20 protein-coding genes are annotated in these 19,342 nt (G+C 50.6%); 9 read left to right on the top strand and 11 right to left on the bottom strand.

Translation table 11 applies throughout. From position 1 onward, the window contains the following. Positions 1 to 85: 85 nt before the first annotated feature. Positions 86 to 1,963, bottom strand: a complete 1,878-nt coding sequence (gene htpG / locus B9G79_RS10010; RefSeq protein WP_088565385.1) for a molecular chaperone HtpG — start codon at positions 1,961 to 1,963, stop codon at positions 86 to 88. 297 nt (positions 1,964 to 2,260) lie between these two features. Here htpG and thrS point away from each other — a divergent pair, with 297 nt between their 5' ends. Both thrS and B9G79_RS10000 read left to right on the top strand, forming a co-directional pair. Continuing rightward, positions 2,261 to 3,511 carry a threonine--tRNA ligase gene (thrS, locus tag B9G79_RS10005; protein ID WP_088565384.1) on the top strand — a complete coding sequence of 417 codons (1,251 nt, stop codon included), beginning with the start codon at positions 2,261 to 2,263 and terminating at the stop codon, positions 3,509 to 3,511. Positions 3,512 to 3,607: 96 nt separating this feature from the next. Then, positions 3,608 to 4,696: a DUF748 domain-containing protein gene (locus B9G79_RS10000; RefSeq protein ID WP_088565383.1), complete on the top strand. Its 1,089-nt coding sequence runs from the start codon at positions 3,608 to 3,610 to the stop codon at positions 4,694 to 4,696. Positions 4,697 to 4,763: 67 nt separating this feature from the next. Here B9G79_RS10000 and B9G79_RS09995 read toward each other — a convergent pair whose 3' ends face one another. The 4 genes from B9G79_RS09995 to B9G79_RS09980 are packed head-to-tail and all read right to left on the bottom strand — an operon-like array spanning position 4,764 to position 8,412. Further along, on the bottom strand, positions 4,764 to 5,843 hold the full coding sequence (locus B9G79_RS09995) for a tryptophan 2,3-dioxygenase family protein (protein ID WP_088565382.1): 1,080 nt from the start codon (positions 5,841 to 5,843) through the stop codon (positions 4,764 to 4,766). Continuing rightward, positions 5,840 to 6,865 carry a threonine aldolase family protein gene (locus tag B9G79_RS09990; protein ID WP_088565381.1) on the bottom strand — a complete coding sequence of 342 codons (1,026 nt, stop codon included), beginning with the start codon at positions 6,863 to 6,865 and terminating at the stop codon, positions 5,840 to 5,842. Before B9G79_RS09990 ends, B9G79_RS09995 begins: the two co-directional genes overlap by 4 nt. Positions 6,866 to 6,868: 3 nt before the next feature. Further along, positions 6,869 to 7,828, bottom strand: coding sequence for a formimidoylglutamase (locus B9G79_RS09985; protein ID WP_088565380.1), 960 nt, complete (start codon positions 7,826 to 7,828; stop codon positions 6,869 to 6,871). After that, a complete protein-coding gene (locus B9G79_RS09980; protein ID WP_232468550.1) occupies positions 7,828 to 8,412 on the bottom strand; it encodes a hypothetical protein in 585 nt (194 codons plus the stop codon). The genes B9G79_RS09985 and B9G79_RS09980 overlap by 1 nt, the downstream gene beginning before the upstream one ends. Positions 8,413 to 8,588: 176 nt before the next feature. On the opposite strand from B9G79_RS09980, the gene B9G79_RS09975 reads away from it, so the two are divergent. Beyond that, entirely contained in the window at positions 8,589 to 9,440 is an 852-nt protein-coding gene (locus tag B9G79_RS09975) for a hypothetical protein (RefSeq protein ID WP_088565378.1), read from the top strand. A 21-nt stretch (positions 9,441 to 9,461) separates the two neighbouring features. After that, positions 9,462 to 10,001, top strand: a complete 540-nt coding sequence (locus B9G79_RS09970; RefSeq protein ID WP_232468549.1) for a hypothetical protein — start codon at positions 9,462 to 9,464, stop codon at positions 9,999 to 10,001. 66 nt (positions 10,002 to 10,067) lie between these two features. On the opposite strand, the gene B9G79_RS09965 is transcribed toward B9G79_RS09970, so the two are convergent. Together B9G79_RS09965 and B9G79_RS09960 are read right to left on the bottom strand one after the other, a co-directional pair. Further along, the gene (locus B9G79_RS09965) at positions 10,068 to 11,396 is read right to left on the bottom strand and encodes a chloride channel protein (protein WP_088565377.1); all 1,329 of its coding nucleotides are present in this window, start codon (positions 11,394 to 11,396) and stop codon (positions 10,068 to 10,070) included. Positions 11,397 to 11,450: 54 nt separating this feature from the next. Next, the gene (locus B9G79_RS09960; RefSeq protein WP_088565376.1) at positions 11,451 to 12,377 is read right to left on the bottom strand and encodes an HD-GYP domain-containing protein; all 927 of its coding nucleotides are present in this window, start codon (positions 12,375 to 12,377) and stop codon (positions 11,451 to 11,453) included. A gap of 68 nt (positions 12,378 to 12,445) precedes the next feature. On the opposite strand from B9G79_RS09960, the gene B9G79_RS09955 reads away from it, so the two are divergent. Then, positions 12,446 to 12,928 (top strand): hypothetical protein, encoded by a 483-nt coding sequence (locus tag B9G79_RS09955; protein WP_232468548.1) that lies wholly within the window; start codon positions 12,446 to 12,448, stop codon positions 12,926 to 12,928. On the opposite strand, the gene queG is transcribed toward B9G79_RS09955, so the two are convergent. Further along, positions 12,925 to 13,959: a tRNA epoxyqueuosine(34) reductase QueG gene (gene queG, locus B9G79_RS09950; protein WP_232468547.1), complete on the bottom strand. Its 1,035-nt coding sequence runs from the start codon at positions 13,957 to 13,959 to the stop codon at positions 12,925 to 12,927. The two genes, B9G79_RS09955 and queG, sit on opposite strands and share 4 nt — an antisense overlap. A gap of 72 nt (positions 13,960 to 14,031) precedes the next feature. On the opposite strand from queG, the gene B9G79_RS09945 reads away from it, so the two are divergent. Both B9G79_RS09945 and B9G79_RS09940 read left to right on the top strand, forming a co-directional pair. Further along, the gene (locus B9G79_RS09945) at positions 14,032 to 15,225 is read left to right on the top strand and encodes a CCA tRNA nucleotidyltransferase (RefSeq protein WP_232468545.1); all 1,194 of its coding nucleotides are present in this window, start codon (positions 14,032 to 14,034) and stop codon (positions 15,223 to 15,225) included. Further along, entirely contained in the window at positions 15,226 to 15,831 is a 606-nt protein-coding gene (locus B9G79_RS09940) for an RDD family protein (protein ID WP_088565374.1), read from the top strand. A gap of 11 nt (positions 15,832 to 15,842) precedes the next feature. Here B9G79_RS09940 and B9G79_RS09935 read toward each other — a convergent pair whose 3' ends face one another. From B9G79_RS09935 to B9G79_RS09925, 3 genes are read right to left on the bottom strand one after another with little or no spacing between them, the layout of a single operon-like run. Continuing rightward, entirely contained in the window at positions 15,843 to 17,234 is a 1,392-nt protein-coding gene (locus B9G79_RS09935) for an HD-GYP domain-containing protein (protein ID WP_088565373.1), read from the bottom strand. Next, a complete protein-coding gene (locus B9G79_RS09930) occupies positions 17,231 to 17,731 on the bottom strand; it encodes a chemotaxis protein CheX (RefSeq protein WP_088565372.1) in 501 nt (166 codons plus the stop codon). The genes B9G79_RS09935 and B9G79_RS09930 overlap by 4 nt, the downstream gene beginning before the upstream one ends. Before the next feature lie 21 nt (positions 17,732 to 17,752). After that, positions 17,753 to 18,178 (bottom strand): response regulator, encoded by a 426-nt coding sequence (locus B9G79_RS09925; RefSeq protein WP_088565371.1) that lies wholly within the window; start codon positions 18,176 to 18,178, stop codon positions 17,753 to 17,755. Positions 18,179 to 18,387: 209 nt separating this feature from the next. Here B9G79_RS09925 and B9G79_RS09920 point away from each other — a divergent pair, with 209 nt between their 5' ends. Together B9G79_RS09920 and B9G79_RS09915 are read left to right on the top strand one after the other, a co-directional pair. Continuing rightward, on the top strand, positions 18,388 to 18,777 hold the full coding sequence (locus B9G79_RS09920) for a helix-turn-helix domain-containing protein (RefSeq protein WP_011164286.1): 390 nt from the start codon (positions 18,388 to 18,390) through the stop codon (positions 18,775 to 18,777). Between the two features lie 121 nt (positions 18,778 to 18,898). Beyond that, positions 18,899 to 19,330, top strand: coding sequence for an acyl-CoA thioesterase (locus tag B9G79_RS09915; RefSeq protein WP_088566846.1), 432 nt, complete (start codon positions 18,899 to 18,901; stop codon positions 19,328 to 19,330). Positions 19,331 to 19,342 lie beyond the last annotated feature (12 nt).

The raw sequence follows: 19,342 nt of genomic DNA, 5'->3' as shown, positions 1-19,342 counted from the left end.
AGCCCTTTTAGTTACTTCAGCTTGCGCGGCCATCTACACTCCGGCTTCGCCGGAGTAGCGGCGTTCCAGCTCTGCCCCAGGCGGGCTAGTGTTTCGTGCTGTCAGCGGCCTGCACCATCAGCTCCGCGATTTGCTGAGAGAACTTCACTGGGTCGGGAAGGTTGGAGCCTTCGGTCAACAAAGCCTGAGCATAAAGAATTTCTGCCCATTTGGTCTGTTGTTCCGGAGAAGCTTTCAGCATCTTTTCAAACACAGGGTGGTTCGGATTGATTTCCATGATGCGTTTGACCTGCTGGCCAGCGTATTCTTTCCCCATTTGCGCCATCAGTTTTTGCATGTGCGCAGAAGGGTCTGCGGACGATGCCACCAGGCACGCCGGGGTGTTGGTCAGGCGATCAGAAAGCACGACGTCTTTCACGTCGCTTTCCAAAGTCTTTTTCATGGATTCCAAAACCGGCTTCAAAGTGACTTCGGCTTGCTTCTTTTCCTGTTCTTTCTGCTGTTTTTCTTCAGCCGTGTCCAGGTCCAGACCTTCACGCATGATCGATTGCAACTTTTTGCCTTTGAATTCGCTCAAAGCATCCACAACCCATTCATCCACCGGGTCGACCAGCAACAGCACCTCAAAGCCTTTTTCTTTCAGCTTCTCAAGGTAAGGGCTGTTTGAAACCTGGGATAGGGAATCACCCGTGATGTAGTAAATGTCTTTCTGCGCTTCTTTCATGCGCGACACGTATTCATCCAAAGTCGTCATCTTGTCAGAGGACGTGGAATGGAACAGCAGCAGATCCTGCAGCTTTTCTTTGTTAGCCGCATCGGATGGCAGACCTTCCTTCAGGGTCGCACCAAATTCAGTCCAGAAGTCTTCGTAAGCAGAACGCTCTTTGCTTAAAAGGTCTTTCAAAGTGGAAAGAGCTTTGTTCGTCACGTTCTTGCGGATCTGCGTGACCTGACGGTCCTGCTGCAGCAATTCGCGGGATACGTTCAAAGACAGGTCACTGCTGTCCACCAGGCCTTTTACAAAGCGTAAGTAAGGCGGCAGCAGGTCTTTGCAGTCAGCCATGATGAACACGCGCTTGATGTAAAGGCTCAGGCCGTATTCCATGTCGCGCATGTTGTAGTTCCATGGTTTTTTGCCCGGGATGTACAACAATGCATTGAACTCCATCGTGCCTTCGGCGCGATAGTGAACCGTGCGCAGAGGCTCGTTCCAGTCGTGAGTCAGGTGCTGATAGAATTCTTTGTATTCCTCTTTGCTCACTTCAGAAGGGGATTTCAACCACAGAGCTTTTTGCGAATTCAGGGTTTCTTCCTCGGTTTCGCCCATCATCTTGATCGGGTGAGCGATAAAGTCAGAATATTTTTTCACCAGGGATTTTAGAACCCATTTGTCGGTGAAATCCTGAACTTCGTCTTCCTCTTTGAAGTTTTTCATGTGCAAAGTGATGGTTGTGCCTGTGCCTTCCGGGCGCGGTACGTTGTCCAAAGAATAAGTGCCATCACCCATGGACTCCCACACGGTGCCGTCATTGCTGCCGGCTTTTTGAGTGTGCAGGGTCACGCGGTCCGCGACCATAAAAGCAGAATAGAAGCCCACACCGAACTGACCGATCAGTTCCGGTTTGGTTTTCATTTCGGCATTCATCTGCATGAAGGCTTTTGCGCCCGAACGCGCGATAGTGCCGATGAACTCGACAACTTCTTCCTGAGTCATACCGATACCGTTATCGATGATCTTCAGGGTTTTGCTTTCAGTGTTTGGTTCCAGACGGATCGCGGGCTGCCAGTTTTCAGGTAGCAGAGTCGGGTGAGTCAAAGAGTTGAATTTCAGTTTGTCGATCGCATCAGATGCGTTGGACAGAAGTTCGCGCAAGAAGATCTCTTTATGCGAATAAAGGGAGTGGATCACAATATCCAGAAGTTGTTTGATTTCTGCGTTAAAGTTTTGAACCTGCTTGGCCATGGTTTCTCCTTAATAATGCACTCAATTTGGGGCCGAGAAGCGGGTTTGGCAAGGTCGGGTGAGAGTATTTCTTATGGGAAAACTAAAAAAAATTGATTGGTCCGGCCAGGAAGCTTTGTGTTATCGTCGTTTTTATGAGTTTTGACCAGTCTTTCAACCTCATTTCTGCTTTCGCCACCACGGTGACCACCCCGTAGGGGTCTATATTCTATTGGCCGCCCAACTTGCGGCCCCGACGCATTTTTCCTTATTTATTTTAAAATTTTAAAATCCGCAGAAGCGGAGAGAGATTTGTTTATGTCTTCCTTTAAGAAAGGACAGGCCGGGGCCTGTCATGTCCAAAAAGATCATCGTGAGTTAAACCAGGAACTTTCCTATTTTCACAGTGACGAATCTATCGGAGCGGGGCTTCCTTTGTGGCTGCCCGCCGGGGTGGTGATTCGCGATGAACTTGAAAAGCTGGCGCGGGAAATGGAGTTTTTGGCCGGGTATCAGCGCGTGGTCAGTCCGCATCTGGCCAAAGAGGATCTGTATCATCAGTCGGGGCATCTGCCTTACTATGAAGACTCCATGTATCCGTCCATGGACCTTGAAAGCGTGCGCTATCGCCTGAGGCCCATGTGCTGCCCGCACCACCACAAAATCTTTTCTGCGAAACTGCGCAGTTATCGTGATCTGCCGCTGCGACTGGCTGAATACGGTCAGGTGTATCGTTACGAAGGCTCGGGCGCACTGTCCGGTCTTATGCGCGTGCGCGGGCTTTGTCAGAATGATGCCCATCTTTATGTGCGAAAAAATCAGGTGAAAGAAGAAATTCACAAGGTTCTTGTCATGTATCAGCAGGCCTACCGGATTTTGGGCATCTCGAATTATCGTCTGCGCCTGTCGCGCGGAGTGCAGGCGGGCGAGGCCTCGGAAAAATATGTCGCCGATCCCCAATGGGATTGGGCCGAGGGGATTTTGCGAGAGGTTTTGCTTGAAAGCGGTCTGTCGTTTTTCGAGGCTCCGGGAGAAGCTGCGTTTTATGGACCCAAGATTGATGTGCAGATTATGTCCGTGCATGGCAAAGAGGAAACTGCCTCGACTGTGCAAGTCGACTTTATCAGTGCCGAGCGCTTTGATTTGTCCTTCATAAATGAAGAAGGCCACAAAGAGCGCCCGGTGATTTTACACCGGGCGCCGCTGGGTTCTCACGAGCGCATGGCGGCCTTGCTGATTGAGCAGTATCAGGGGGCCTTTCCGTTGTGGCTGTCACCGGAGCAAGTTCGCATTGTGCCCTTAGCAGATCGTCATCAGGAGGCGGCTGAAAGTCTTCGCTTGCTGTTACATAATTCTTTTGTGCGGGTCAGTGTCGACAATCGCGCCGAAGCCCTGTCACGCAAAGTGGCCGAATGCTGGCAGGCGAAGGTGCATTCCGTCGTGGTGATCGGCGATAAGGAACTGCAGTCAGGTCAGTTCAGTCTGCAGCGACGGGGGCAGTCGTCGCAAAGTGTGTCGTCTGAAGAATTGCTGTCCCTGTTGCAGAGTGAAATTCGCGACAGGAAGTAGTGTCAATGCTCAAAAACGGGACCGGATTCTTTCGCATTGGGACGGGGGAAGTCATAATGATGTTTTGGGTCTTGGTCCCGTGATTGGGAGGCGGCGATGAAGTATATCAACAGATTGGGTCCGACGGGGAAAGTGATTCTGGGGGTTGTGTTAGTGCTGATTGTGGTGCGGATATTTCTGCCCACGGGAATGAAGTATGCCATCAACTGGTATCTGGGAAATAAAATGGAAAACTATGAAGGCCGCATCGAGGATTTTGATCTGGCCTTATACCGCGGAGCTTATCAGATCGAAGGTCTGAAGATCTGGAAAAAAGGCGCCAGTCCTGACCAGGCATTGATTGCCGCCGATCAGTTGGATTTGTCTATTGCCTGGCGGGGGATTCTTAAAAAAGAGTTTCTGGGGGATTTGTCCGTTCACGGTGCAAGGATCAGCCTGAGTGACAGTAAAGACGAAAAGAAAGAGGATCTTGGTCAGGGGCAGGACTGGCGAACGGTCTTTAAGAAACTGATTCCCATCACGCTGGAGTCCGTGAAAATTGCCGACAGCTCTTTTCATTTTCTGAACCGGGATTTTAAAGTCCCCGTGGATGTGAAAGTGGACCGTATCGAAGGGCGTATCGACAACATCCGCAATACCGAAGACAATAAGGACCCTTTGCCGACACGGGCTGCGGTGGTCGCGCGCATGCAGGGGCATGCGGATTTGAAAGGCAAGGCCCGTCTGAATCTGCTTTCCAAAGTTCCCAGCTTTGATACCGATGCCCAGTTGCAGAATCTGAAGCTGCAAACCTTGAACGAGTTTTTTATGGCCTATGGACCTTTCACCTTCACCAAGGGGCAATTCAGTTTGTATGTTGAAAGTGTCAGTCGTGATGGACGGATCAAGGGTTATGCAAAGCCTTTTATCAAAGACCTGGATGTCATTGATGACAAAGAGTCCTTTAAAAGCATGGGACGTGCTTTTAACGAAGTGGGGCTGGCCCTGGTGAATCTGATTTTACGGGACGGGGACAGCAAGACACTGGGCGCCCGGATCGAATTTGAGGGCGCTTCCAAAGCGCCCAGCATCGATAAATGGGGCGCCTTTTGGTCGTCCGTTCAAAACGGTTTCTTCGAAGCGATCAAACAAAGCCTTGAGCACTCCATTTCCCCCAAAGACCTAAAGAAGCAGAAGTCGCCGTAGCGGCTAATTTCGGCAGCCGCCGAAATTAAAGCCAGCGTAAGCTACTCCGGCGAAGCCGGAGGGCAAGTCAGTAATGGAAGCTCATGCGGTCGGCGATCGCTTTCGGCAGGGGCGGAACCTGAGAACGTGGAATGAAGAACGTGGTCAGATTGAAGAAGTCTCCAAAGATTTTGTGCTTCGCGGTCGCATCGGCCAGATACTTGTGACCGCTGGATCCGCCGGTGCCGATTTTCTGGCCCAGCATGCGCATCGCCATCAAAGCGTGGCGGTAACGCCAGGTTGTCATCGTTTCATCGATATCCAAAAGTGCACGGATGATACGGAACGGAGTCTGTAAAATCGGCTGGTCCCGGTGCAACTGGATCAGCAGGGCTGCGTGCATGGCCTTATAGCTCAGACGGAACTGACCTTCGGCGCGAAGTTTGTTGAACGCCTGTTCGTCAAACAAGGCATCAAAGCTTTTCAGAGTTTGTTCAAGACCGGCAACCGTGCGGGTTTTTTCCTCGTCTGGCAAACGAGGATTGTTTTTCACAGTGTTGATGTCGTCCTGGAACATTTTGTTCACGGCTTCTTTGTAGGAATCCCAGAAGTTGAAGTTTTCACCCTGCAGGAACGGTGTGCGCTCCAGCCATTTTTCAACGGAATCATGCAAGGAAGGCTGATTCATGATGTTCAGCATTTCGCCCTGTTGGGATTCGCTCAAGGATTTATAAAACGGGGACTGGTTGTAAGCCAGACGATCTCCGATGCGAAGACCCAGTTTGGTTTCAATCAAACGCCATTGGAAGCTTTGGAAACCGGAGGCCGGGTAAAGCATGTCGCGGAAATCCAGGAAGTCCAGAGGGGTCATGGTCTCAAGCACATCCACCTGACCAATGATCAGTTTCAGGATGCTGACGATGCGCTCTAGGCGCGCGCTGGCAATGCCCATTTCGGATTCCGCCACAGTGGGCTTTTGGAAGGTGGCAAGAACGGAGTCCAATTCAAAAAGAATCTGTTTGAACCAAAGCTCATAAGTCTGGTGCACGATAATGAATAGCAGTTCGTCGTGAGCGGGTTTTCCGTACTCGGTGCTTTTCGGGTGCTGGGCATTCAAAAGTGGGTTCAGGCCCAGATAGTCGTGATAGTGAACCGGAGGGTATTTCATAGACGTTGCTCCTTTAAAAGTGCGACGAAACCATCGATATCCGATTTTTGCGTGTCCCAGGAGGTCATCCAGCGACATTCAAAGGTGTTTTCGTCCCAGACATAGAAAAAATAATGTTCCCGCAGTGGTTTCACCCAGTGGCTGGGAATGGTCGCAAAGACGGCATTGCTTTGTGGAACTTCACGCACGGTCACACCCGCAAGGCCCTTGCACTGTTCATAAAGGTACAGCGCCATGTGGTGGGAATGCTCAGCGATCTGCTGCCACAGACCATCCTTGAAGTAGGCTTCGAACTGGCAGGCGATAAAGCGGGTCTTGGAAGGAAGCTGGGCGCTTTGTTTGCGGATGTATTTAAAGTCCTGAGCCAGGTCCTTGTTCAGGATCACAACCGCTTCACCCATCATCAGACCATTTTTGGTGCCGCCGAAAGAAACCACGTCCACGCCCAGGTCGGTGGTGATTTCTTTGAAGGTCTTTTTCAGGTACAGGGCCGCGTTGCTAAGTCTGGCACCGTCGATATGCACCAGCAGTTTTTTCGACTTCGCCCAGGCGATCAGGCTTTTCATTTCATCCACAGAATAAGCAGTTCCCAGTTCTGTGGGTTGAGTCAGGCTGAGCACCTGCGTCTGGGAGTAATGCTGATCGCCGCGGCGGATGAAGGCTTTTTCAAGTTCATCAACTGAAAGCTTTCCGTTGTGGGAAGGCAGTGGCAGCAGTTTGCAGCCACTCAAAAACTCGGGTGAACCGCATTCATCCACATTGATGTGAGCGACGTCCGAACAGAAGACCGACTGCCAGGGGCGAGCCATAGCTCGTAAAGCGGTGACGTTCGCGGCGGTGCCATTGAAAACAAAGAAGACCTGAGCTTCTTTGCCGAACTGATTTTTGAATTCAGTCACCGCGCGCTCGGTCCATTCGTCGGTCCCATAGGCCGGAGCGTGCTCGGTGTTGGCATCAAGGATTGATTGCAGAATCCGTGGATGGACACCGGCATGATTGTCGCTGCCAAACCCGCGTTTCATGTCTTAGCCTTTTTTAAGAGTGGCGAAGATAAAGTTATGACAGATCAAGGCCGCCAGTTTGCTGGTGCGGTTGTCCTGATCCAGAGGCGGTGACACCTCGTAGATACCAATCCCGCGCACGTCAAACTTTTCAATCATCCACAGGAAGCTTGCCAGGAATTCTTTCGTGAAAAGGCCGGTTGTCCAGGACTGACTGCAGCCCGGCGCTTCGCTGGAGGTGAAGGCATCAATGTCGATGCTCAGGAAAATCTTTTTCTTTTCTTTGCCTTTAAGATAGCCGGCAAGGACGGACTGAAGGCCGTGCTCGTTGACGTCATCCAAAGTGAAAACATCGGCGCCGTGATTTTTGGCCCATTGAATGTGGGCTTGGCTGTTGCATTGGTTTTGAATGCCGACTTCAGCAAAATCCACCTGACCTTTGAACTCGGACAAAACACGGTGGAAAGGAGTGCCGGAATTAAAACCCTTGTCGGTCGGGCGCACGTCCATATGTGCATCGAAGTTGATCAGAACAGCATCGTTTTTAAAGACATCCAGAAAGCCCGCACCGTCGCAGTAGCCATAGTCGTGGCCCCCACCCAGGGAAATCCAGTGCTGACCATTGGAGGCCAGCGTGCGTGTCGCCTCGCGGGCTTTTTCATGGCGTTCAGCCAGGGGTTTTTCTTTATCGACCAGATCCCCGATGTCCAGAATTCGTGGCAGACGGGTGCTTTGCAGGTGCGGAGTCATTTTGTACAGGTAGGTGCGAATCTCGCGCGGAGCGACTTGAGCCCCGACACGACCGCCATTCAGGCCAATGCCTTCGTCGTCCGGAAAACCCAGAATAGCAAAGTCGAAAGTGTGATCAGAAAGAGTGTTCAGGTCACCTTTATGAAGGAGCTGGACGCATTCTCCAAGACGCGGATCCTCTTTGTCGTTTTTGGTGAAAAGAAGATGTTTGTCGATGGAATGAAACCAGCTCATTATTTCAGGTTGCCCCACTTATTAAGGTAAAGAGTGCGAGTCACGTTGCCCGTGTCAGAATCATAGATCTTCATGGTCGCGCGGGATTTGTTAAAACGAATCGTCGCGAACGTGGTGCTGGTGGAATCAGACAGGAAAAGCACCCAGTCTTTGCCATCAGAAGGAGTCATGCTGTAACGGTAAACGATCGGATCCACTTCACTGTAAGACTGTCCATTTTGGAAGTCATTCAAAGTGATCGGGTAAAAACTTAAAGAATTGAAATCACGAACGGTGATCAAACCGTCAGCGCTGTGCCAGTAACCCAGCATTTTTCTCAAACCCACATAATCAACACTTTCAATAACCGCTGTGCAGGTGCTGGAATCCAGCGCGCCCGAAGCCGTCAAAGTGTCACCCGTGGAAAGTTTACGCACGCTGATTTCAGCGTCCGTGGATTTGGTGTCGATCAAGTATCTTACGCAAGAGGAATCAGCTCTCAGATAAACGCCAGAAGCATCACGTTCTACTGTGCCGGAAATCGGACGAGCAGAATGCGCGGCGAAGCCTGAAATCAGAATGAGGACGAAAAGCAGAATTCTCATGCCCCACCTTTTTCCATGAGGTGAAATTCCGGTCAATAGTATTCCGACTCCATTTTTTGACTGCGTGAGTCAACTGCCAAAGAAATCAGCAATTTATGGGTATCTCCAGAGTAATGCTCGGGATTTGTGGGGGCGAAGCTTGCTCCCTCCAAACACCACCCGTAGGATGGAATGAAATGTCCGACACTACCAGAACCCCTCAGCTTGTTTTTCCATGGAACGGAGTCCTGCCCGATGCGGACGCGATCGCCCTGCGTGATATCGATATTGTGGGGGTGGGGGCTTTCCGAAGGCATCAGCTTGAGATTCTGTCGAAGAACAAGAATCTGATTGTGCAAACCCACGGCATGCAGATTCCCGAACAAGTCAGTTCCATCTATCAGGCAGAGCTTTTGCGCACGCTGGAATGGCTTCGCCCCTTTCGCGTTGAAGAAGGCGAGCGTTTGAATCTGCGCGCCGAACAAGAGCGCCTGTTTGAAAGTCTTTTCCCGCGCACACGAAAGCATTTGGGTGTGGCGGCGAATCGACTGCGTGATGAGTATCTGGAAAACATGGAGTGGAGCAGTTGGCTTTTGCAGGATCACTGGCGCTACTTTGTCGGGTACTTGCGACAGAAGTTTCCGGGGCAGGCCGACATTCTGGAGCTGGCTCACTGGGAATGGGTGCAGGCATGGATTGAGGTTCAGCCATTTGACGGCGACAGTTCGGAAGAACCCGGTGTGCTGTCACTGAATCCCAGTCTGCAGGTGGTGATATTATCCCGAGACAATCTCGTCTTGAATCGGGACAAAGGTATGTACGCTTTTGTTTATAGTGGTGCAAAGAATACTGTGGTGGAAAGACCACTGGACGTGGTGGATTCGCTATTCATCGACTTGTTACAGGAAGATAGGAAGTATTCAAAAAAACAACTGCTGGAAATGGCCGCGATCAGCTTAAAAGCCACACCCCAACCATCATCCGAGACACTTGAAAAAAAGTTTTTATCACTGGTTAGTGAAGATATAATCAAAGGCGTTCCTGCATAAACCGAAAACAAGGAGTGTTGAATGAACAAGATGATTCTGGCTTTGGCCGTATTCATGACAGGCAGTGTGCTTTCTTGGCAGTCGCAGGCGGCGACATCCAATGGGGTGTTGGTGAATGCAAATATCTTCATGTACAACAATAACACTGAGGCTTCCCCGGGTGGTGAAAGTAAATCGAATAACAGCATATATGATATCAAGCTGGGATATGTCAGCGGCAATGGTTTGTATCTGGGGGGTATTTACACTCTTCGTAAGACAGAAACAGATTCAGGATCTGTGGACGGAAATGCGCTCGGGGCCTCCATCGGGTATGTGGGAGCCAGCGGTTTTTATGTGAAGGGTCACTATCTTCTGTCAGCTGAATACGACGAGCTGAAAGAGGGCACGGGAATTCAGGCTGACTTTGGGTACATGACCAATGTGACCAGTTCCTTCTTTGTCGGCGTGGAGCTGACTTACAGAAGCATTGACTATAAAAAGAGCGACACGAATCCGGCCCTGGACAGCTATAAGGTCACAGAGACCTTCCCGATGCTGACAGTTGGATTTATCTTCTAATGGAAATAAAAATGAAACTTGAAAGGGCTTCCGTTAAGGGGCCCTTTTTTTATTTCTTCAGGTCCTCTATTTTGAAGCTTTGTGATGCTGATGCAGGAAATCCTCTTTCACCAGATCATAGAAGGATTTCTTATGGAAGATTCGCGATGTTCCCACCGCAATGGCTGAACTTAGCATCATGGGAAACAGCGCTGAATGCCGGTCCGTCATTTCAAAGATCAGAATGAAGGCGGTAAAAGGTGTCTGCATAAATCCAGACAGGAATGAAATCATGGACGTCATGATCAACAGATGGTGGTTGTGCGGCCATACGATCTGGGCCATAAACGATCCCATCACAGCGCCGATTGTCAAAGACGGGGCAAAAAGTCCTCCGGCGGCTCCGGCAATGGCCATCAGCAAGGGGCCTCCGATGCGCACTAAAATATCCTGAGCCGTCGCTGCGCCATCGCGGAACAGAAGATCCAAAATCAGCATTTTGCCACCACCCACACCGTGACTGCTGATAAAGGTGATGCCCAGCCAGAACAAAAAACCACAGCCCAGATTAAGCAGACTTAAGCGCGTGAAGGACTGAATGCTTTTTCTTTTCTGGTGCACTGAAAATAAAACTGAACCAAAAGTGGCCCCCAGAATCCCGGTGATGGCAGAGGTGACCACGACCCACATGTAAGTTTCCCAACTGATGGATTCCAGGCTGGGAAAGCCAATGTAAAGATAACTGCCCTGGACGGTCTGAACCAACAGGCCCGTCGCAATGACCGACCAGATCACATAGGTTTTGAAATTGTTGAAGTAGTCCTTGGATAGCTCCTCCAACGCATAGGCGATTCCACCCAGGGGAGTATTGAATGCCGCGGCCAAGCCCGAAGCGCCTCCGGCCAGAATGAAAGGGCGCATGGAAAGCTGTTGAATCCATTTGGTGGATTTTTCCCCGATTCGATAGAACAAACCTGATGCGATCTGCAGCGTGGGTCCTTCCTGGCCGACGGCGCCGCCACCCAGGACACACGCGATAGAGGAAATGATTTTCATGGTGATGGTGCGAATGCCAATCAAAGAACGGATCAGAGCTTTGTCAGAGGCGGGATCCAGCTCGTTGGCAATGAGCATCTGAGGGATGCCACTGCCTCCGGCCTGCTTGGCGAAACGATAGGGCAGATACCAGCTTAAATAAATCATCGACAGGGTGACGAGCAAAGACAGGGCCCAGTGAAAGTTTTCGACCACGTGAAGAGCGACCTCTTCACCAAAGAAAAACGCCTGCGAGTACAGCAGGGATGTTCCGGCAGCCACCAGACTTGCCAGCAGATAAGGGACCACACGCAAAGTGTCCTGATATTCCAGCTTGTGCAGAATGTGGCGCCAGTTTTGGAGTAAGTCTGTAAGGGTCATACATAACCCTTACTCCCATTGGATGGTGATGGAAACCCTTTTTTGAATAAAAATCTAGAGACCCTTCAGAATATCATTCAGAAGCTGAATGTGCTGAAGAGGGTGTTTGCCAACGTGATCAATCATCAGTTTTTTCGCGGCCTCTGCTTTCGGGACACCTTCAAACGTGATCAGGCGATCCATGGCATTGGCTGATGAAACCAGAACTGCCAGCGGATCCATGTCTTTTTCACGCAGTCCCTTGGGGCCGGTGCCATTGATGGTTTCCTCATGCTGGCCGATAATATTGATAACAGTCTGATCGAAGTGTTTTTTGTCCTGAACTTTCTGAGCGCCTTCGGTCGGGTGTTTTTTCCACAGGGCCAGGTCTTCCGGGCTCATCCCTGACAGGGGTTGATTCAGGTTCAAAGTGGTGTTGTGGTGGCCATAATCATGCAACAAAGCCCCCAGGGTCAGAAGCTGCGTTTTTTTGGGGTCATTGATTCCCAGCTTCTGTGCCAGGGCGATCGACAGAGTCGCCACGGTGACACCATGATGAGAAACCGTCTTGTCGGTGTTTTCAATCTTCATCACCGCAGACATCGCCTGGGCGTTGCTCATGATGAAGTTCACATATTTGCCTGCGGCATCTTTGCAGTAGTTGTAGCTTTCGATGTTCTCGGGATTTTCGAAAACCTCTTCGGCGTTGTTTTGCTGGGAACCTTGAATGATGTCGGCGCGGGTTTGAATATCCTTCCCGGTCGTGTCGTCATAGGCGGTTTCGATATTCTTTTGCAGGTAGCTGCGATAGCTGGTTTCTTCGTCGGTGAGGATGTACATTTTGCGAAGCTTTTTGTCCTTAAGGCGTTTCAGACGTTCGCCTTCAAAGCTATCGCCGCGACGAAGGTAGAGTATCATCTTGTCGTTGATTTTAACGTAAGCGTTGAAGTCGATCTTCTGATCGCCGCGCAGGGTGCTTACACGTATAGAAACATAATCCATTGCCTCTGTATCCTTCGATTGGTATCTTTGAGTGGATGTCGATTGATAAAGAAATTGTAGAAGATTTTGTGAACGAGTCAAAGTCCTTGATTGAAGAGTTGTTGGACCTTCTCGAAGGTATTGAAGGTGACTTTTCTCAGGTTCGTAAACTTGCGGATTATGGCAATAACGTCGATCGAATTATGGGCGGCGCCAAGAGTCTGGCCCTGATGGCGCCTCCTGAGCACGCGTTGCACATGATTTCCGACTATGCGGCCCTGTGTAAAGCTGTTGGATACAAGGCTTCTCAGATCACTGGCAATGAACAGTTCTTCCATGTGTGTGTGGGCCTTTTGCTGGATGCCACAGAGACTTTGGAAACCCTGCTTGAAAATATCCATAAAGATTCCAACTTCCTGCGGGAAACCATCCCACAGGCCTTTATTGACCGGCTTCGCTGGGTGTCCAATCAGTTCAATGAGTCCTACAGTGCCAGCGTGGATACGGGCATGGCTCCGTCTAAAATGAATCAGTTTGAAATTGATGACCTGCTGAAGAAACTGGGACTTTAGTTTTCCAGTTTTGCCAGGCTCCACAAAGCCAGCTCACCTAATTTTTCGTGTTCCGTCAGCGCCTGGATTTCCGGGCGCAGTTCTTTCAAACCCCGGTTGACCGCGACAATCATGGCATTGCGTTTTAAGCCCAACGAGCCCGCCCGGGCCAGTGGGGTTCCCAGGAAATCACGGCTGATCTTTTTGCCGGAAGCTGACAGGATATAGCGCAGATCCTCTATCAGCAGGGATTCTTGCGCATCGTTCAGGGAAAGACTTTTTTCGATGGAAAGCTGGCCTTTAAAGACTTTTTGATTCCAGGGGCACACGGTCTGACAAAGATCACAGCCGAAGAACCAATCGCCGATTTGCGGGCGCAGTTCCTCGTCGGGGATCTGGCGCGACTCGATGGTCAGATACGAGATGCATTTGCGTGCATCCATCTTGCGCGGCTCAATCAATGCGCCGGTGGGGCAGATGTCCAGACAGCGCGTGCAGGTGCCGCAGAAATCCGGCAAAGGTGCAAATTCGGTTTGGATTTTCAAGGAAGTGTAGATTTCCCCGATAAAGAACAAACTGCCTTTTTTGGGGTGAATCAAACAGGTGTTTTTCCCGACCCAGCCAAGGCCGGCTTGTTTGGCAAGATCCCGCTCCAGCACCGGGCTGCTGTCGGTGAAGGCCAAAAACTCCTCTTCTGGAAAAAGCTTTTGCAAATCTGTGCACAAAGACTTCATGCGATCCTTGAACCAGAAGTGATAGTCCATGCCTTGCGCATAAAGACTGACGCGGGCCTGTTTCAGCGGAAATTCAGATTTTTTCTCGGGATGGGGGAAATAGGGCATGGCGAACACCAGTGCGCTTTGGGCGCGGGGCCACTTGCTTTGCGGGTTTTCCTTGATCTGGGCATGTTCTGCCAGATAGGTCATGTCTCCATGCAGTCCCTGGTCAATCCATTCCCGGTAGAAATCAAAGCTTAAGGGTTTGCTCAATGGCGCAAAACCGAAGTGGGAAAACCCCAGATCGGTCAAAGTTCCATCGATAAGAGATTTCATCTCCTGTGGCGTCACGCGAACAAACTCTTTCTTTCAGGCCTGTCTTTTTCTACAATCTTGGATGTGAATCAGGTGCAAAGTCTTCTTCAATCCCATCCTCATTGGCCGGCAGTGGAGTCAATCTACCACAAGCTGCAGGCCCATGGCTATAAGGCCTTTTTGGCCGGCGGCTGTGTGCGCGACGCCCTGTTGGGCATTGTTGCCAATGATTTGGATCTGGCGACCGATGCAACACCGGAAAAAGTCGAATCCCTGTTTAGTAAAACCGTCAATGTGGGCAAAAGCTTCGGGGTTATGCGTGTGATTGTCGAGGGCGCGGATATAGAGGTTGCGACCTTCCGGAACGATGGGACCTACAGCGACGGACGCCGCCCGGAAAACGTGGTTTTCTCAAGTCCCCAGGAGGATGCCCAGCGCCGGGACTTCACCGTGAATGCACTTTTTTATGATCTGGCGACAGCGCAGGTGCTTGATTATGTCGAGGGCCAGAAGGATCTGAAGGCCGGCATACTGCGCACGGTGGGCGAGGCCGAGCGGCGTTTTGAGGAAGATCAACTGCGCCTGCTGCGAGCGGCCCGTTTTTCCGCCCAACTGAATTTTGAGCTGGAGCCGGTCAGTTTTGCCGCCGTTAAAAAGATGGCCGCCAAAGTCAAATCCGTCAGTGGTGAGCGCATCCGCGATGAAATGACCAAGCTTCTAAAAACAGAGCACGCCGGGCGCGGACTGCAAGTCATGAAAGACTCGGGCCTGATGGGTGTGCTGTTTCCATTTCGTCTGCGCAAAAATGACTGGGTGAAAAACCCGCTGGCCACCGAATCCTGGCAGCGTCTGGCGCTGTTTGTGCGAAGTGCTCAAGGTTCAGAGCTTGTTGCGGCTTTGGATATGCTGAAGCTTTCCACCCGCGATCGCCGGGCCATCGAGGATGCCTGGAAAGTCTGGCACGATCCTCACGCAGTGCTGAAGAACTCTTTGGGAAAGCAACTGCAAATGCTGGCTAGAGAGGGCGTTGTTTTCGCCTTAAGAATTTTACTGTCCGAGGCGGTTGAAAAGACCGCGATTGAAACTCTGCTGGCAGAATGGAAAAGCTGGCAGGAAGTGTTGCCGCGACCGTTTTTAAACGGCGAGGATGTGAAAGGGCGCCTGACCGGGCCGGCCATCGGAGTCTGTCTGGAAAGGGCCTTTGAGCAGCAACTGGAGCGCCGGCTGCAAAGCCGCGACGAAGCGTTGCTGTGGTTGAAAAAATATCTGGAAAGAGAGTCAACTTAGATGGAATCCGCATTTGTTCCCAGCACCTGGAGACGTTTTTTTGCCTATGGCATTGATCAGATCATCAGTCTGCCGTTTTATCTGCCTTTTGCCGGGGTGTTTTTAAAACTGATTTTCACCGAAGACGACGTCATCGTGACATTGCTGCAGTTGTTTTTGCTGTTTTTGATTCCCGCAGTGTATGAATTTGTGTTTCTGGTGCTGATGCAGGCCACGCCGGGCAAGTGGTTTATGGGCTTAAAAGTGGTGCCCGCCAATAATTTCACCGAAAAGCTGCATTGGTCCCAGTGTCTGCTGCGCCCATTGACGGGGCGTTTGAGCTTCTTTTTTTCCTGGGGGATTTATGCCCTGGCGTTTTTCCGTTACGATCGCACGCATCTTTGTGACTGGGCGGCGGAAACCCGCGTGGTGCAGGATAAGCCCCGCGCCACTCAAGCCCGTTTGCGCTGGGTGACCGGTTTGTTGTTTGTGTGCCTTTATTCCTATGAAGGACTGGTTTCGGCCAAAATGATTCTGAAGTCCATTGACTGGTCCGAGCGTCAGGCGAACTTGCGCGAGGTCTTTGATCTTCAGGACTATATGGATGTGACGTTCGAGGAAGACTAGGCGGGGCGCGCTTAGGCTGCCGGCTTCCATTTTTTGAAAATATTCGTGGTCATCAGCAGATCGATGTTGCCGGATCCCGACAGGGCTTCATCGCGCAGATCCTGAATGGCCTGTGTGGCCGTGCGGGCTTGTTTGCCGCCTTCGGTCAGGGCGGTCATTTCGTGGAAACGATAGGCAAAGCCCAGCAGTTTTCCAAAATCGGAAATATCCCCACTCAAAAGTTTTTTAGGGAAGCCTGTGCCGGTGCCGTTTTCGCGGTGCTGACCGATGGCTTCGGCGATTTCCTGTGGCAGCGGCACTTTTTTGGCCTTCACCATCACCACCGAGCGCTCCGGGTAAAGATGATACTGGGAAATCTCTTCCGGGGAATAGTCTTTCACGGGTTTGGTGCCGACGCTGACGGGCATCTGGGACAGGCCGATATTGTGCAAAAGCCCGGCGATGGCGGCGGCTTCACGCTTTTCCATGCTCCATCCCAGAAGCTGGGCGAAGTAAGCGGCATAGGCGGACAGACAGATGCAGTCGTGATACATGGTGCGCACATTGCCTGAAAAACGGAAGACCTCATCAAAGATCTCTTGCGGGGGAAGATCTTTGGTCAGTTCAAAGTCGGCAACGATGGATTTGCATTTGTCGAGGATCACTTTTCCTTCGGAATAGTCCGTGGAGGCACCATTCAGGAACTGGGCCATGATTTCATAGATGACTTTTTTGGAACGGTGGAATTTTTCCGTCATTGAGATGGGCATCGGCATGTTGCGCATGCTCATCACCGTGCGGGCGTATTCAAAGAACGGTTTCATCTGGGTCTTTTTGATGTACATCTGCTGTTTTAGGGCATTGAACTTGTCCAGATGTTTTTGATCGACCACGTCGCCGGCCTTTCTCATCATCACAGAGCGATGATTCGCAGGCAGGTGTACATAGACATCAAAGTTGATATTGGTGTCAGCATCCATATCACGCAGATCCACGGGCATTAAAGCCGTGATCGGAATCTGATCGCCTTCCATTTCGATAGGGGCCAGTTGCAGAACCATGTCGGAAATGAATTCGCGGTCGAAGTTGATGTGCATGATCTCGTCAGCGCCGTTTTTCTTGACGATGTTGAAATCCAAAGGGGCGGCGGAAGAGTGCAGCACGATGACCGGGCAGTCGGGATAATTCATTTTGGTGGACTGCACCCATTCATTGGTCAGATTGGTGCCGTCTTGTCCGTCAACCAGGGCTAAGATAGGTTTGAAATTTTCGGAAGTGCCGTGATCGAGGGCTTCGTCGATGGATTTGAAATGCTTGAGCTGGTACGGATAGTAACCCTTCAGGACAGATGTGATGGCTTCCCAGAAGGAGTCACGGGGACTCCCGATGAGAACATCAACCGTCTTTCCTGAAGCGGAACTCATTGCTGCACCGAAATCTCCACATAGAAAGTGGAGCCGTTCGTCAGGTTGAAGGGAATGACGAGCGTGGCACCTTTGTCAGCGTGGGTGATCTTGAAATCACCGGAAATCACGGTTGGAATTGCCATCTCGAAGTTGTATCCCAGTTGATTCAAAGTTGTCTTGGCAGAACCGTAAATCATGTTGGTCATTTCACCAACGGCGTCGGACACCTCACCATTGATGGTGGTGTGTTTTTCGCCCAGCATGTTCTCAAGAATGTGGAAGATACTGTCTTTGCCGTAAGAGATCAGCAAAGTGCCTTTCAGAGGCGGCGCCACCATGCCGACCATACCGGCGATTTCCCCTTTAAGCACGAATTGCGGCTCAATGAAGGGTTTTCCAGGTGTGGCATCGGTTTGAGCGATGGTTTTCAGGGTCTTGATAACGCCTTCCACGAAAGCATTGATCAGACGCTTGTCAAACAGGGGATTAATAGCTTCTTTTGGTGCTGCAGACATTTATTTCTCCAGACCCAAGGCTTAGGAAGCTTTTGCTTGTGTGGAAGGGTTGTGCTTAGCCCAAACGCGTTCCATCTTGCCTTTCAAAGTGGCAGAGTTGAACGGTTTAACCACATAGTCAGAAACACCGGCTTTGGCTGCTTCCAGGATGTGCTTTTGCTCGGACTCTGCAGTCACCAGCATAAAGGGCACAGACTTAGTGCGAGGGTCGGCCTTGCAGGCCTTCAAAAGGTCGATACCCTGCATTCCGGGCATATTCCAGTCCGAAATGACAAAGCCGTAAGGCTGGCCTGCATCATGGGCGGCCTGGATCATAGGCAGGGCGGTTTTACCGTCATCAGCTTCCTCTACGTTGGTGTAGCCAAGCTCATTTAGCACTTTTTTAATGATTTTTCGCATAGTTGCGAAGTCATCAACGACCAAAAACTTTGTATTTGTGGGAAACATAATATCTCCTGAATGTTGGAAACTGTGTAAAATCCTCATGCTTATCGGTCTAGTTTTTTAAAACTAGAGTCCAAAGCTATTGCGAATTTCAGTTTTTGTTGTCAGACTTTATTACAGGTGGTCGAGGCTACTTTTGGACATGAGTCCTGGGTGGCGTTGAAGGTTTAGACGGATTTAAAAACAAAAACAATTAGCGGGAGGGAGCAAGGATGCTCAGAGATGTCCTGATTCAAAAAGGTCTTTCAAATAGAGAGGCAGAAGTTGCTGAACTTGTGTCTAAAGGCTTGTCCAACAAGGAAGTTGCGAACCAGCTTTTTGTAACTGAGAAAACAGTTAAATTTCACCTCACAAACATCTACAAAAAAATGAATGTGAAGTCTCGTGCACAGTTGATCGTATGGTGCTTGCCTCACCTGGGCTTCGTTGAAACGGAAGTTCGCGCTGAGAACAACAACCAAGCGGCTGCTGCGACTGCATTCAACAACAATGCAACTCAAACGATCCCAGCTGGATCTGCGACTGTTGCAGGCACTACAACTCTACCAGGTAGCGGTTTGAACCGTGGCGGTAACTCCGATATTGGTATGGGCGGCATCTAATCTTTATTGATTAGATTGATTCTAAGGCGCAGGATGTGGAGACACAGACCTGCGCTTTGTTTTTTTAGAAAGGGGCTGCACCTTGGCTGCTTCAAAACCCGTATCAGCATCTCAAGTGGTAATGACTCAACTGGTTCTTCCTTCCCATACCAACTCTTTGGGAAGTGTCTTCGGCGGAACGATCATGTCCTGGATCGATATCTGCGCCGCGATCTGCTCTCAACGACATTGTAACAAGGAAACTGTCACAGCCAGCATTGACCGTCTGGATTTTGTGGCGCCCGTCTATAAAGGCTGGGTGGTGAATCTGAAGGCGAGTGTGAACTACACTTCGCGGACTTCAATGGAAGTCGGCGTTCGTGTCGATGCCGAAAACCCGAAAACGGGTGAAACTTTCCATACGGCTTCGGCGTATCTGACTTTCGTGGCTTTGGGCTCTATGGGAAAACCAACAGAAGTTCCAGGGTTGGTGTTGGAATCCGAGGACGACAAACGCCGCTTTGAGCAGGCGAAGAAACGCCGCGAGATTCGTCTGCAGAATAAAACCAAGTAGTTCATGCAGAAA

The organism is Bdellovibrio bacteriovorus (assembly GCF_002208115.1).
Taxonomy (GTDB): Bacteria; Bdellovibrionota; Bdellovibrionia; order Bdellovibrionales; family Bdellovibrionaceae; genus Bdellovibrio; species Bdellovibrio bacteriovorus_C.
Note: the sequence above shows the minus strand (reverse complement) of the source record. Positions and strands in the feature narration are given on the sequence as shown.